At 44.7% G+C, this 15,599-nt stretch carries 12 protein-coding genes; 3 read left to right on the plus strand and 9 right to left on the minus strand.

Annotated features, from left to right (window positions below; genetic code table 11):
* Positions 1-42 precede the first annotated feature (42 nt).
* The 3 genes from AC5ZC7_RS25435 to AC5ZC7_RS25445 all read right to left on the minus strand — a co-directional run bounded on the left by AC5ZC7_RS25435 (position 43) and on the right by AC5ZC7_RS25445 (position 6,595).
* Positions 43-1,830: a RagB/SusD family nutrient uptake outer membrane protein gene (locus AC5ZC7_RS25435; protein WP_496158254.1), complete on the minus strand. Its 1,788-nt coding sequence runs from the start codon at positions 1,828-1,830 to the stop codon at positions 43-45.
* A 20-nt stretch (positions 1,831-1,850) separates the two neighbouring features.
* Complete coding sequence (locus AC5ZC7_RS25440; protein WP_496158253.1) at positions 1,851-5,285, minus strand: SusC/RagA family TonB-linked outer membrane protein; 3,435 nt, start codon at positions 5,283-5,285, stop codon at positions 1,851-1,853.
* Positions 5,286-5,515: 230 nt separating this feature from the next.
* A complete protein-coding gene (locus tag AC5ZC7_RS25445; RefSeq protein ID WP_496158252.1) occupies positions 5,516-6,595 on the minus strand; it encodes a FecR domain-containing protein in 1,080 nt (359 codons plus the stop codon).
* 234 nt (positions 6,596-6,829) lie between these two features.
* On the opposite strand from AC5ZC7_RS25445, the gene AC5ZC7_RS25450 reads away from it, so the two are divergent.
* Positions 6,830-7,405, plus strand: a complete 576-nt coding sequence (locus tag AC5ZC7_RS25450) for an RNA polymerase sigma-70 factor (protein ID WP_496158251.1) — start codon at positions 6,830-6,832, stop codon at positions 7,403-7,405.
* Positions 7,406-7,411: 6 nt separating this feature from the next.
* Here the strand turns inward: AC5ZC7_RS25450 and AC5ZC7_RS25455 are convergent, their stop codons facing one another.
* The gene (locus tag AC5ZC7_RS25455; RefSeq protein ID WP_496158250.1) at positions 7,412-8,689 is read right to left on the minus strand and encodes a MutS-related protein; all 1,278 of its coding nucleotides are present in this window, start codon (positions 8,687-8,689) and stop codon (positions 7,412-7,414) included.
* Positions 8,690-8,794: 105 nt separating this feature from the next.
* Positions 8,795-10,924, minus strand: a complete 2,130-nt coding sequence (locus AC5ZC7_RS25460; protein ID WP_496158249.1) for a thiamine pyrophosphate-dependent enzyme — start codon at positions 10,922-10,924, stop codon at positions 8,795-8,797.
* Positions 10,925-11,003: 79 nt separating this feature from the next.
* On the opposite strand from AC5ZC7_RS25460, the gene AC5ZC7_RS25465 reads away from it, so the two are divergent.
* Positions 11,004-11,441, plus strand: coding sequence for a MarR family transcriptional regulator (locus AC5ZC7_RS25465; protein ID WP_496158248.1), 438 nt, complete (start codon positions 11,004-11,006; stop codon positions 11,439-11,441).
* 150 nt (positions 11,442-11,591) lie between these two features.
* Here the strand turns inward: AC5ZC7_RS25465 and AC5ZC7_RS25470 are convergent, their stop codons facing one another.
* The 4 genes from AC5ZC7_RS25470 to AC5ZC7_RS25485 form a co-directional block, all read right to left on the minus strand.
* Complete coding sequence (locus tag AC5ZC7_RS25470) at positions 11,592-12,203, minus strand: fumarylacetoacetate hydrolase family protein (protein WP_496158247.1); 612 nt, start codon at positions 12,201-12,203, stop codon at positions 11,592-11,594.
* A gap of 51 nt (positions 12,204-12,254) precedes the next feature.
* Entirely contained in the window at positions 12,255-12,830 is a 576-nt protein-coding gene (gene pth / locus AC5ZC7_RS25475) for an aminoacyl-tRNA hydrolase (protein WP_496158246.1), read from the minus strand.
* A 163-nt stretch (positions 12,831-12,993) separates the two neighbouring features.
* A complete protein-coding gene (locus tag AC5ZC7_RS25480; protein ID WP_496158245.1) occupies positions 12,994-13,584 on the minus strand; it encodes a 50S ribosomal protein L25 in 591 nt (196 codons plus the stop codon).
* Between the two features lie 37 nt (positions 13,585-13,621).
* Positions 13,622-14,590, minus strand: a complete 969-nt coding sequence (locus AC5ZC7_RS25485; RefSeq protein ID WP_291917987.1) for a ribose-phosphate pyrophosphokinase — start codon at positions 14,588-14,590, stop codon at positions 13,622-13,624.
* A 276-nt stretch (positions 14,591-14,866) separates the two neighbouring features.
* On the opposite strand from AC5ZC7_RS25485, the gene radC reads away from it, so the two are divergent.
* Complete coding sequence (radC, locus tag AC5ZC7_RS25490) at positions 14,867-15,574, plus strand: RadC family protein (protein ID WP_496158244.1); 708 nt, start codon at positions 14,867-14,869, stop codon at positions 15,572-15,574.
* The last annotated feature ends 25 nt before the right edge of the window (positions 15,575-15,599 follow it).

The raw sequence follows: 15,599 nt of genomic DNA on the forward strand, positions 1-15,599 counted from the left end.
AAAGGGGAAGACCGTAGTCTTCCCCCTTACCTTCTTCATCACTTACTTTTCCCAGCCTAAAATCTGTTCCAGTTTACGATTCAACACAATTTGATCTTGCGGTATAGGACGATAATAGTACTGAGGCATTTTAAATTCGCGGCCGGCGCGGTCCGCCACAAACATAATGTGGCCACTGTTACCATTTTCCAGGTAGAAGTTTTCATTTAAATAAAAACGCGCCATGTCTTTCTTCACTGACCAGGGAATATTGTCAATAGCTGCGGTATCTGTGGCAGATGGCAGAATAGCAATATCTGGTTTATTATCTCCGGTCATATCGATAGCACCAATGGCGGGCACATACATCCCTTTGGGAGCATCTTTCAGCAATTGACCAGCAGCCCATCTGTTCACATCATTCGCACGCAATCCTTCACAAGCCGTTTCTACCCTTCTTTCTCTTCTGATTTCCAGTATCACCCCTTTGTTACTGCTGGTGATCTTACCAACAACACCATACTCCTGCACAGGATCAGGATGGCTGTTAGCTGCTACCATATCCAGCCCTGGCATACCTACACGGCTACGTAATTTGTTAATGGTTGCATCAATATCTGCTTGCGTAAGGCTATTCAACTCCGCTTTTGCTTCCGCATAGTTTAGTAATACTTCTGCAAAACGATAAATAGGCAAAGCAGTATAGTTCAGCTCCCAGCCCTTACGCAATGCCGGATCACGTGGATAAAACTTCAACTGATCATACCCACCCAGGTTCGGTTTAGCTACATACAGGATATCATTCATGGTAGTAGAAAAACCAGGGTAGGCTACCGTTTCGGCCATACGTGGATCGCGGTTGGCGAAGCTGGCCACGAAACCAATTTTATCATATCCTGCAATTGCGGTAAAAGGAGTACCATCTTTCATCAGGTAGGTGTTCACCAGGCTTTGACTCAACGACCAAACCCAACCCAACACAGTATGTGTATTATTTCCAACGCCCATGGACGCCTGATAATCGCGCCACTGGATAATTTCAGGATTATTCTCCAGGGAAGTGCTCACAAATAATGCCCGGTAAGACGCCGCACCATCACCATTATTATAGATATTGAATTTTTTGCTATCCATTATCTGTTGGGAAGCTGCTACCGCCTTGTTCAGGAATTTATCCGCACTTCCGGTCAGGTTCAGTTCAGGATGATATTTACGGAAAGTACCTTCAAACAGGCCAAACCTGGACATCAAAGCCAGCGCGGCATATTTGTTTACACGGGTACCATTGCCATCTTTTTCTTTCAGATGATCTACAGCATACTGGAGGTCGTCCATTACAGAATCTGCTACCATCGCACGTGGATCACGGGCTTTATACATAGAGCTATCTGTATCTGCTAAAGCATGGCCGTACCATGGCACGTCAGAATAGGTAGCAATTTTTGCCATGTAAAATTTCGCACGGAAGTAACGGGCCACCCCTACATAATGCGCAATTTCTACCGGATCTCCCTGCGTTTTATACACGTTATCCAGCATAAAATTCACCCGGCGCAGTTGATCCCAGTCGTCCCAACCTCCAATGGTATTAGGCGTAATAGCGCCACGCACCAGTTTATCCATTTCACTGCCGGTGTAGCTGGAAATGTTATCGGAATTGGCATCGTCGTAGGGAGATGACAATTGATTATCATAGAACCCGTTAACGTAAGTATTCAGATCCGCCGGGGTTTTAAAGAATTGCTCCGGAGAAATTTCCGTTTGTGGATTACGTTGCAGGAAATCCTTTTTACAGGAAGCTGCACTAATCCCTAATATAGAGAGTGATAATAAAAGCCACTTATTTTTCATGTTGCACATTTTAGAATTCATTAAAAGTTCAGGTTCAGACCACATGAATAGGTTTTCTGATACGGATACAATGCTCCGCCCAAACCTTCCGGATCAATATTTGCTTTCAGGTGAGAAATGGTAAAGATGTTCTCTGCACTGAAGTAAAAGCGAACACGGGAAAGCTTGATCCGCTCAGTTAGTTGCTTAGGCAGCGTATAGCCTAAGGTCACGTTCTTTAAACGGGTATAAGCAGCATTCTGTAAGTAACGGGTTTGTGGTGCGCCCAGCTCTGTAGCATCTTCCGCGATGTAAGATTTCAGGCGAGGGAAGTAACCATTGGGATTGTCTGGTGTCCAGCGATCCAGGTTATGTAACTGCACATTGGTCCACGGTTGCGCATATACGCCCCAGAAGTAGTGATTGCTTGCATTAGGATACCAGTCTCTTTTACCAATGCCCTGGATCAGCGCACGGATATCAAATCCTTTGAAAGAAGCAGCCAGGTCTACGCTATAAGGGAAGCGCGGTGCATTGTTACCAATAATCCTTCTGTCGCCCGGATTAGAAACAGTCCTGTCTCCATAGTTGATCTTACCATCATTGTTCAAATCTTTAAACTTCAGATCACCTACATAGAACAGGTAGTTCTGATCGTCGGAACCAACTTCTGTCTGTTTCGCATGTTTGTCTATTTCCTCCTGGCTCTGGAAGAATCCTTCCGTTACCAGTCCCCAGATATCTCCTATTTCCTGTCCAACATAATAGTTCCGCTTGGTAGCGTCTGAGTGATCGTAGTCGATCAACGAACCGGTTGGGTTAGCATAGCGGGTAATAAAAGAACGGCTGTCAGCCACCAACAACTTCACACTATAGTTAAAAGGATCTTTGCCAATGTTGAACTGATCTCTCCAGGACAATGTCATTTCCCATCCACGTGTTTTCAAATCAGCAGAATTGGTGCTGGGCGATTTCGCACCATATACATTCGGTAACTTCTGGCTGGGAGCAAACATACCGTTGGTATAACGGGTATAACGGTCATAGCTAAACGACAATCTTTCCTTCAGGAAACTCAGGTCAATACCACCGTTGATGGTTTTCACCGTTTGCCAGGTATAGGTAGCGGTTACCGGGGTTGGATCATACACAGCGATTGGCTGTTTGCCATCCACAATAGTAGTGATGTTACCTGGTTTCATCAACGACATGTAACCATATTCAGACCATTGCTGATCTCCCAGGGTACCATAAGAACCACGGAGTTTCATGAAATCCAGTCCGGCTGCCTGTTTTACACCATCGAAGAATTTTTCTTTGGAGATCACCCATGCAGCAGAAGCTGACGGGAAGAAGCCCCAGCGGTTGTCTGCACGGAAACGGGAAGATCCATCGTTACGGGCATTCAGTTCTACAATATATTTATCATCGAAAGTATAGTTCAGGCGATAATAAATACCTCTCACCGCCCAGTCAGCAATATGTTGTTCCTGTTTAATCAAACCGGTTGTTAATTGGGTGGTCGGCAAACTTGGACTAATTAATCCATTGGCTGTCAGGAAGAAGTTATTGTAGTAGTGATATTCCTGGTTAAAACCAACCAGGGCACCGATAGCATGTTTCCTGTTGAACGTTTTATGAAAATCGGTATAAATGTTATATACATTATACTTTACGTCGTTGCTGCTGTTGGAGGCAGAAGATAAATTATTACCGGTATAGTTAAGCGGCTGATTAGGACCCGTGCGATAGGCTACCGGAATACTAAATCCTTTACCTACATTATTGCCGCGTCTCCAGGTGGCATCTGCTTTCAGGGTCCACACATCTTTAATAAGTCCCAGTTCAGCATTGAGGGTAGTCATAAACTCACTCCAGGTGTCCATTTTACGGCCACCATTCTCTAATACGCCCAGCAGGCTGGCGCCGTCTGATGTCCAGGTGCCGTCCGGGTTACGGGGTATAGATAAAGAAGGGGTACGGTTTACCGCGTTGAAGAAAGAGTTATTGGTACTACCGGCATACGTGCTGGCGTCGGAAGTACTGGTAGCAAAAGGCTGGTCATACTTTGTATTGGTATACATGGTATTGGTACCCAGCTTAAAGCGGTCATTAAAGGTATAGGTAGCTTTTGCACGCAGGTTATAACGTTCGTATTTATCGGGATTATTGCGCAGCATACCATCTTGTGAATAATATTCACCGGATAAATAATAATTTAATTTTTCGTCGCCACGGGATATGCTGAAATTTGCGGTGTAAGCGGGTGCTGATTTATTATACACTTCATGCAGCCAGTCTGTTTCACCGTAATAGTTCCAACTTTTAGCGTCTGTTGGGCTCACAATTGCTCTCGGCAAAGAAGGATCTTTCTGCAGTTTCAGTGCATAGTCTCTGTCTGATTGCGGATAAAGGTTATACAACGGAGCGGCTGCGTCATGCTTTAACAGCATGGTGGTGAGTGGGTCGGTCGTAATTTTAGGGACCATACCCAGTGTACGCACGGCATAGTTGGTATTAGCGGTTACTGCAATGCGGCCATCCTTACCTGATTTAGTAGTAATCAACACTACGCCGAAAGCAGCACGGGCACCGTAAATGGCAGCAGCCGCTGCATCTTTCAGTACGGTTACACTCTGTATATCTGCCGGGTTAATCCGGGATACTTCGTCACTCGTAAATGGAATATTATCCACCAGGATAAACGGATCTCCACCATTGATGGAGGTCATACCACGCAGGTTAAATTTCTGTGCGGAGGAGGCCCTGCCATCGGTATTAGTGATATTCAGGTTGGGAATCAATCCTTGTAAACCACTACCCACATTGGTGATAGGGCGACTCTCCAGTTCTTTACCAGAAATAGCGTCTACCGCACCACTGAGATTAATTCTCTTTTGTTTACCGTAACCTACCACCACTACTTCATTCAAGCCACTGGAATTGGCTTTCATGGAGATATTATAGTGTTGATCCGCTTTGGCAGTCATCTGCATGGTTTCGTAACCTACGTAAGAAAATTCCAGTATGGCATTTTCAGGCACATCCAGGGAGAAACGACCATTTTCATCGGTATGTGCACCATGGGTAGTGCCTTTTACCAATACCGTTACGCCGATCAACGGGTTGCCGGCTTCATCGGTCACCTTACCTTTTATGTTAATGTTCAGCACTTTATCTCCTGCCTCCACAATCACTACCAGGTTGTCTTTCATGACTTTATAATCCAATGAAGTACCTGCCAGCGCATTATCCAGGATTTCCCGTACAGGTGCATCCTTCATGCTGATGGATATCTTTTTGTCCGGAATGATAGCGTTCTTATACAGGAATGTATAATCACTCTGCTTTCCGATGATCGTCAGAAGCCTGGCAATGTTGATGTTTTTGTAATCAACAGTGATCTTCTCCTGGGAAAATCCATGTGCGCTCAATTGCAGAAAACCTGCACAAAGCAATACAGAAGTTAATTTCATACTTAGTAACAATTTCCTCATACGCCGACGGGGAATATGAGAAGGCCACCAATGACTTTTTTTCATAAATTTGTTTCGTTAGGTTAAATAATTAGGCCATTACCAGATTGTGTGGATCGGTTTAGTTGTTTTAGCCAGCAAATTTGAAAGGGGAATGTTCGAGCATTTCCCTTTTTTTATTTGCAGACCGCCATAAAAAAAGTAATATGATTTATGTGTCTAAAAGATGTTTACCATATGTCAATAACATTTTCCTTACTATTCACCGCATAATGAAATCCGGACGTTAGCTGCAATGCCTGCAGAATACCGTCTATGCTCTGTTTGCGAAAGGCGCCACTAAATACTTCACTTTTGTAACGGTCATTTTTAAACCGTATGGTTACATTGTACCAGCGTTCCAGGTCGTGTGATAGCTGTTCAAAAGTGATTTTATCAAAATCAAAACGATCATTCATCCAGGCGGTGGTAGGACTATTAGCCGCTGCATCTCCTTCCTGGCTTACCTTTACAGGCGTAATGGTGTAATTGCTATTATTGGCATCTACTGCTTTCACGGGTAAAGCAGTCTTATTATTTTTATCGATGATTAGTTTTTGTTCCGGTTGTAATACCACCACTTTATGTCCGCCGGTGGCCGACTTTTCAGGAAAGCTCACTTCTACTTTACCACTCAGCAAAGTAGCTTCTACGGTAGCATCTTCGGCGTAGGCTTTCACATTAAATACAGTACCTAATACCTTAATATTGGCATGGTCAGTTTGAATGATAAAAGGATGTTGCGGATCATGTTTTACGTCAAAATATGCCTCTCCCACCAGGTTTACTTCCCGGTCGCCATTCAGAAATTTCGTCACATCATACCGTAAGTGACTGCACGCATTCAGTACTACACTGGTGCCGTCCGGCAGCACCACCGCGGTTTTAGAACCGTTTTTGGTCACTACCTCATTACGCAGGTTACTGTTCCGCGGATGTTGCCAAACACGATAGGCCGTTACCAGCACTGCAATACAGGCAGCTATGCCCATCACTTTTTTCCACGGGAACATCCTCCTTTCTTTCGCTACAACCGGCGTTTCCATCAACCGGTCTATATTAGACAATCCCTCCTGTAACAAATGCTGTTCTTCAGCAGCTGTAAAGCCATTCCCTTCTCTCAATACATTAATATCCTCAACAATGGTATACGCATAATGAAGTCCCGGAAATTCCAGCAGCAACTCTTCCAGTTCTGCCAACTCCTCCGGAGACGCCTCCCCCGCAAGTTTTCTGGCCAGCAAAATGTTTATCCGGTGTTCTTCCCTCATTTAAATTTTTCGAATTACAACAGAAGGACGAAAAGAAATCGAAAAACCCCCAAAAGGATTTTAAAAATAATTTTCTGTTCACTTAAGAGAACCAAAAGTGATTATCAGGAGAGAATACTATCAATTTATTATGAAATAACACCAGTCAGGAAAAGATAACGGGATAATTATTTTTGTTAACTTTAACGTAATCTACGTTATATAATTTAGCAACCATTATCAGCGGACAAAGGAATGGACGAGTCTACAATAAGTGTACTTTTCAATAATATCACAGAGAACAATGATCAAGCGGCCTTCCGGGCTTTCTATAATCATTTCTTTGTGACATTACTCCGTTTCTCCTACACGCTCACACATTCCAAAGAAATAGCCGAAGAAATTACCAACGACGTTTTTATGCATTGCTGGGAAAAGAGAGCCTCCCTTTCTCATATCAAAAATCCCCAGGTTTGGTTATTTGTGATCGCTAAAAATAAATCGATCGATTACCTGCGTAAACAGGCCGCATCCAGGCAGGTAGTTTTTGAAGAAGAAGAAAAATTGGAAATCGCCTTCGACAGCGATCCTGAGCAACTGATGATTTCCGCAGAGATGGTGCGTAAAATGGAATTTGCCATTCAGCAACTTCCGCCTAAATGCAAAATGGTATTTACCCTGATTAAGCAGAATGGGATGAAATATAAAGAGGTAGCTACGGTGTTGAACCTCTCCGTTAAAACAGTAGAAAACCAACTGGCTATTGCCATGAAACGCTTAACGGCTACCGTAAATTTCACCTTAGGGACTACGCCTAAACCTGTAAAGTAATTCCCCTTACTTCCCCTGTAACAAAGCCGGCAGACCTTCCTTTTCAAAAATAATCCGTCCTATTTTCAGCTCCGACCAACCCGCGCGCAGGTGGTACAAAAACTGTGGCGCCTGATCTTTTAAAACACAATCAATATACCAGGCATTTACCTTCGGCAACAGTGGTTGTAATTGATACAGGTGTGTGGAGATGGTAAAAAAACTGCCCGCAAAACGCTGCAGTCCATTGATCGTTTGTGCAGAGATATCCAGGGCATCGTCTACGTTGGTACCTCTGAACAGCTCATCAAACACCGCAAAACAGCGTTTACCTGCATGTGCTTCCAGTACTACCTTTCGCAGGTGTTGCACTTCCATCATAAAATGACTGTACCCCTGTTTCAGGTCGTCAGACAAGTTAATGATCACGGTAATGGAATCGAAATAAGGTAAACTACACGCTGCAGCGGGTACTCCCAGGCCCGCATGTGCCAGGTATACGCAAATGCCAATAGCTTTCAGCAGCGTAGATTTCCCTGACATATTGGGGCCCGTCAGCAACATCACCGGACCAGTAGTGTCGAGGTCGTTTTTTACCGGTTGCTTTAATGCGGGATGATAAAAATCTTTCATCCGGATGCCTTCAGCAACAAAAACAGGAAAAACAAATCCATGTTTTACCATGCCTTTAGCCAGCGATAACCAGGCTTCATACGAATAAAAAGTTTCCCAATGCTGCGTTGCTTCCTTTTCAGTAATACCCCGGCTCAGCAGGTCCAGCAGAAACAGCTGATCCCTGATACCAAAACGGTTTTTACGTATACGTCCGGTAATTTCGCTGGCATCGAACCGCAGCAGATATTCCTTTAATGCGGCAATACGTTCGCCAAATGGTGGAGGAAAAGCAGCCGCGTCTACCCGCTCAAAATATCGCTGCAACATATCCATGAAAAGCGCCAGCTGCGCCAAACGGCTTCGCATCGCATGCCGGTGCCGGCGCCGCCACAACAATTGCATGGTAGCAATCACCGGAGAGCTATCGTAATAATAGTACTGATCATTTATTTGTTTGAAAGCCTGCTGCACCTCTTCAAAGTCCTGGCGGGAGTAAGCTACTTGCGTATATACGTAACCGTTAGTAATGAATGATTGAATGAGTTGCTGACGTTCGTACACACCTTCCTTTGTAGCCGGTAGTTCCAATAGCACATTGACCAATGCCCGGCGGGCACTGATATTACCGGTAGTATCAAACAATGGGAGTAGTTGTTTTTCTATTTCAAGGTCTGTAACATTGGCTTTCATCGCCAAAAGATAAAAAAATTGCAGGGAGGAAGGGGCGGCGGGAAAACATTTAACAAAATGTAAGGAAGCACGTAAACGTGCTCCCCTACTCATTCTTATCAAGTACTAATAAGCTAATAACTCTTTGACCGCTGCCGCTACTTTTTCAGGTGTGGGCAGCATAGCCGCTTCCAGGCCTGTGTTCAGCGGTATGGCCGGCAAATCCATGGCGCCCATCGTAAATACCGGGGCATCCAGGTAACGGAAGCAGGCTTTCTGAATACGGCCGGCGAGTGCCTGTGCAAACGAATTATTGAGTTGTTCTTCGGTAAGGATCAGGCATTTTCCATGTTGTTGTACCATGTCAAATACCAGGGCTTCATCCAGCGGAAACAGCGTACGCAGATCCACGATGGTTACATTGCCAGGATAAGCTTTGGCAGCGGCTTTAGCCCAGTATACGCCCATGCCATAGGTAATGATGCAAATGGCATCGCCACGTGAAATATCTTTAGGATGTGCATGTAATACCACGTTTCCTTTGCCCATGGGTAATACGTAATCGGCAGCAGGTTCTACTGTCATGGCCTCCAGCGTACCGGGTACTTTACTCCAATACAGTCCTTTGTGTTCCAGCATTACTACCGGGTTAGGATCGAGGAAGGCAGCCTTCATCAGCCCTTTCATGTCGGCAGCATTGGAGGGATATACCACCTTAATGCCTTTAATACTCAGCAAAGTAGATTCCACGCTACCGGAATGATAAGGTCCACCACCACCGTAGGCACCAATAGGCACGCGGATCAGTGTTTGTACGGGATATTTACCATTACTTAAATAACATGATTTAGATATTTCTGTGACCAGCTGATTAAATCCGGGATAGATATAATCCGCGAACTGTACTTCTACAATAGGTTTTACGCCTACGGCAGAAAGTCCGGCAGTAGCGCCTATAATATACGCTTCCTGTATTGCGGTGTTATATACGCGATGACTACCAAATTTATCGCCCAGGGTAGCTGCTTCCCGGAAAACGCCTCCCAATCTGCGTCCTACGTCCTGGCCAAAAAAGATGGCTTCCGGGTGTTGTTGCATAATTTCCTCTACCGCGTGTAAGGCGGCGTCTACCATCACTACTTTCGTTTTACTGTCGGGGGTGCGGGTACCGCTTTCAGTGGTAATGGCAGCAGGTGCAAACACATGTTCCTGCACGGTTTCCGGCGAGGGTTCTGGCGCAGCTACTGCTTTATCAAATGCTGCCTGTATATCGGCAGCGACTTCTTGTGCAATCCGGTCCAGTTCTGCTTCTGTAACACCATGTTTCAGCAGCAGTGCTTTTAATTTAGGCAGCGGGTCATTGGCCGCATGCTTTTCCAGGTCTTCAGCGGTACGATACCATTCTTTCCTGACGCCGGAGGTATGATGTCCCAGCAGGGGTACATTGGCTTGTACCAATATGGGGCGACGTTCGTGGCGCACGTAATGGATAGCCGTTTCCATGGCGGCATAGCTGGCGGTAAAGTCGCTTCCGTCTACCCGCATGCGTTCCAGTCCTTTAAACCCCGCGGCATACTCATAGGCATCCATGGTACGTACTTCTGCTGCAGTAGCAGAAATCCCCCAATCGTTGTCCTGTACGAGGTAAATAATGGGTAATTGTTTCAATACGGCAAACTGAAAAGCTTCGCTCACCTCTCCTTCTGTTACGCTGCCATCTCCCAGGGAACATAATACTATGGGCAGTTCTTTGCCGGGGCCGGCTTTCAGCAGGTCGGAATCAATCTGTTCCAGGTATTGTATGCCTTGTGCCATCCCGGTAGTTGGAATCACTTGCATACCGGTAGCGCTGCTTTGGTGGGGGATTTGCGGCTTATCTGCTACCCGGCTGTTGGGGTGGCTGTAATAAGATCTGCCGGCAGAAAAAGGATCCTCTGCTTTGGCCAGCAACTGCAACATCAACTCATAGGGGGTAAAGCCCATGGCCAGCAGCATGCTTTCATCCCGGTAGTAGGGACTTACATAGTCCCATGGCCGCAATTGCAGTCCAGTGGCTATTTGTATGGCTTCATGACCGCGGGAAGTGGAATGAACATATTTGCAGATGGCCCTGTTAGCCTCATAGGTGGCGGCCATTTGGCCCGCCTCACACATCAGGCGCCAGGCTGTTAATAATTCAGCCAGTTCGCCGCTGTTATCCTCCGGATTAACGGCAGACGCTTTTAAAGTTGAAACGCTTGTGCTATCTTTAAACACAATAAGACTGTTTTGGTGATGATGGTGATTCAAAAACAATAGTTGCCATAGCAACAGTTGCTAATGCAAATTAAATAATATGACTGATACTTTCGTCAGTAATCCCTCTTTTTTTAAGTTGGATGCTACGCTTAAAAAATTGCGCAACTACTGGCAAAAAATGTTTGATGCCCAACAGAAGGACATCACAGTGGATCAATGGCTGCTAATAGAGAACCTCTATAAGCATAAAAAAACTACCCATAACGAACTGGCGCGTAATACTTCCAAGGATATTACCACCATTTCACGCATCATAGAATTACTGGTAAAAAAGGGGCTGGTAAAAAGAGAAACGGACGCTACGGACCGCCGCAAAGTATATTTACAACTCACACCGGCTGGTGTGGATAAATACAAAGACGTGAAATCGCTGGTATATGATATGCGGAAAATTGGCTGGAAAACACTAACAGAAGCCGATTATACAGAGCTAACCCGGATCCTGGATACTATTTATGCAAACATCCCTTCTTAGGGCTAAAAGGATCTTTAAAGGTTTATTTTTGATCAAATTTTCCGTTTTAAGGCGTTTTTAAAATATTTTAATAAAAAATTGGCGAAGAGAGCAGTGCTAAAACTGCGCGTCTTCGCCAATTTTTTCGTTTATTAAAAACTGAAAAAGTACTTATTTCACGGAAAACTCCAGGAGGCTGTCATCTTCAATAAAAGCTTCAAACCCGTCTCCAATTTGGGCAGGCCCTACACCGGCAGGGGTACCGGTAAAGATCAGGTCACCGATGTTCAGGGTAAAGAACCGGGAAATGTAGGCCACCAGGAAGTCGAAAGAGAACAGGAGATCCTTGGTATTGCCGGATTGTGCCAGGGCTTTATTCTTATATAAACAGAAATTAATATCTTTTTTATCCATTTCCGGGGTAATAGGAATAAAATTACCCACCACGGCGGAGTTGTCGAAAGCTTTGGCAATTTCCCAGGGTAACCCTTTGGCTTTTTGCTTATCCTGCAAATCACGGGCGGTAAAGTCGATCCCTACAGAAATATGATCATAATATTTATCTGCGAACTTCTCCTGTATATGTTTACCGTTTTTGCTGATTCTCAGCACCAGTTCACATTCATAATGCAGGTTACTGGTAAATTCCGGGTAATAGAAAGGATGACCATTCTGCAGTAAGGCATTCTTTGGCTTCATGAACAGTACGGGTTCATCAGGCACTTCGTTCTTTAACTCCTTGGCATGGTCGGCATAATTCCTGCCTACGCAAATAATTTTCATAATGCGCTTTTTTTTAAAGATAAAAAAAACAGATAGCTATCAGTGAAGCCATCACAACTGGAAGGTGAGTTTATTGCATTCGTTCATGGTACGGGCAATGCCGATACTGGCAAAGCTCTCTATAATTTCTGTGCTTTTATTAATTTTCTCCTGCACTACCGCTTCTTCCACATTTTTCCATTTGCTGAGCACAAAGTCTGCCTGCCGGCCTTTCGGGTAATTGTTACCCACACCGAAACGCAGTCGCGGATACTGGTTGGAGCCTAACGATTCCTGGATACTTTTCAAGCCGTTATGTCCGGCATCACTGCCGCCGGGGCGCAGCCGGATCACTTCTATTGGAAGTGCCAGGTCGTCCAGGATCACCAACAGGTTTTCGATGGGAATTTTTTCCTTATCCAGCCAATATTTGACGGCACGGCCACTGAGGTTCATGTAAGTGGTGGGCTTTATAACGATAAAGGTTTTGCCTTTCCACTTGCATTCCGCCACATCTGCCAGGCGATCGTTATTGAAAACCGCGTTGTGTTTGGCAGCAAAAGCATCTGCCACGTCAAACCCAATGTTATGGCGGGTATGTTTGTATTCGTCTCCGATATTGCCTAATCCTGCAATTAAGTATTTCATTTGAGAAAATTACGAATTACGAATTACGAATTACGGAATTGGGAGAAGATAATTACGGAAGATCTTCCCGAAAATCCGTAATTCGTAATTTGTAATTCGTAATTCTAAACTAAAAAGCCCCTCTAAAAGTAGAGAGGCTTTTTGGAAAAATATTTCTAAAAGATTATTTCTTTTTAGCGTCTTTTTCAGCAGTTGCTTCTTCCTGACGCAGCTGACGGGTCATTACCACAGAAGCGATAGGAATACGTGGAGAGTTGGTGATTTCGATACCATCTATTTTCACGTCTTCAACACGGATGTTTGCGTTCAGCTCCAGGTTATCGATGTTAACTTCGATGTTTTCTACCAGGTGCTTAGGCAGCGCTTTCACTTTCAGTGCTTTCAGTTTGCTTACCAGTTTACCACCAGCTTTAACACCTACAGAAGAACCTACCAGTTTAATTGGAATAGTTACGCTTACTTGTTTGTCGTCTACCAGCTCCATGAAATCGATGTGAGCGAGTGCGTCAGTAACTACGTCGAACTGCATATCTTTCAATACGCATCTGTAAGTTTTAGCGCCCAGTTTCACTTCTGCGATTTGGAAATCAGCAGTGTAAACCAGGGTTTTGAATGCTTTTGCAGGAGCTGAAAAATTAACAGTTTCTGCACCCCCGTAAATAACGCAAGGCACTTTCTCCTCAGAACGGATCTGGCGGGTGGCTTTTTTGCCAAATTCGCTCCTGAGTTGTCCTTCGATGGTTATTGTTTTCATTGTTTAGACAATTTATATTGATGATTAAAAATACTTGTTATTCTCCCCGGCGATGACTGTGAATAAACAGGCTGGTGATGGATTTGTTTTCGTGCATGTTGCGAATAGCTACCGCAAACAGCTCTGCTACTGAAATCACCTTTATTTTGGAATCGGGCCCCTGCGGTTTGATAGGAATGGTATCGCATACCACTATCTCCTGCAGTACTGAGTTCTGGATATTTTCGTATGCATTTCCGCTAAATACGGGGTGAGTACAAAATGCACGTACACTTCTGGCGCCTTTTTCCTTTAACAGGTTAGCGGCTTTGGAAAGTGTGCCTGCTGTATCACAGATATCATCAATGAGCACAATATCCCTGTTTGTTACGTCTCCGATCACTACCATGGATGCGATTTCATTGGCACGCTTACGATGTTTATCGCAAATCACCATTTCCGCATTAAAGTAGGAGGCTACTTCACGTACTCTGTTAGTACTTCCTACGTCAGGGGACGCAAAGGTAAGGTTTTCCAGCCTTAAATTCTCTATATAAGGAATAAAAATAGCGGAACTATCGAGGTGATCAACCGGGATATCGAAGAAACCCTGGATCTGCGGAGCATGTAAGTCCATGGTTATCACCCTGTTAGCACCGGCAGAGGTCAGCAAATTAGCGACCAGTTTAGAACCGATGGCCACACGGGGCTTGTCCTTTCTGTCCTGACGGGCATACCCGAAATAAGGAATTACGGCAGTAATATATCCGGCAGAAGCACGTTTAGCGGCATCAATCATCAGCAACAGTTCCAGCAGGTTATCTGATGGAGCACTGGTACCCTGAATAAGAAAAACATAGTCGCCACGGATACTTTCCAGGAATACCGGCTGAATCTCGCCATCACTGAATTTCTGGATTTTTACTTTGCCAAGACCGCCATTAAGACCCTTGCCATATTTCTTGGCAATTTTCTCGGCCAATGCCGGATTGCTGTTGCCTGTGAAAATTTTTACTGAAGGTTGCATACTAGATACTAGTGGAAAAGAGGTTGCAAAACTATGATTTTTGGGACTACCAGCCTGATTTTTTTTAAAATAACTATCATATAGCTATTTTAAAATAACTATAAGGTGCATTCTTACAAGTAATTCTGAAAGGTAAAAGCTTGCGAAAAATTCCCATAACGATCGGTACCCAATATAACAATTTTATAATGATCAGAAGAATATAGAATAAAAAAATGGGGGGAGAGGACGAAGAATCCGGGGGAAGGAAGTACCTTTGGATAAATGGAATAAGTCATGTTTGTTACCCTCGAACCAGTTCCCCATCTGGCTATTCGTCATTGGCCGGAAAATGAAAAACCCAGGGAAAAATTAATGAACACCGGTGCTGCCACTCTCAGCGATGCAGAGCTCCTGGCTATTTTACTGCACACTGGTCATAAACATAAATCAGCCCTGGAATTAGCCACAGAAATACTACGCCTGGCACATAACAATCTTTCTGAACTAGGTAAAATCAATGTAAAACAACTGCAAAAGCTCCGTGGAATGGGGCATGCCAAAGCAGTAACCGTTTTAGCCGCCATGGAGCTGGCCCGCCGAAGGCAGGCCGGCGCTATCCATAAAAAAAGCGTTATCAAATGCGGTGCAGACGCTGCGCTGTATTTTAAACCCCTGCTCGCTGATCAATGCCACGAATCCTTTCATGTGATGTTTCTCAACCACGCCAATAAAGTACTGAAACACCGCTGTATGAGCAATGGAGGCATGACCAGCACCGTAGTAGACACCCGCATCATTTTCAGGGAAGCCCTCGATTCCAACGCCACCAAATTATTGCTCTGCCATAACCACCCTTCCGGCAGCCTCCGCCCCAGTCAGGCAGATATCCACATTACCCGCAAAATAAAAGATGTGGGAGGCCTCTTCGATATTGACGTAATGGACCATATCATTGTTTCCGAAACCGGCTATTGCAGCCTCGTGGAAGAAGGAATGATTTGAGATGATGATATTTGTTTACTTTCGC

It is taken from the genome of Chitinophaga sp. 9-1-y (assembly GCF_059511905.2).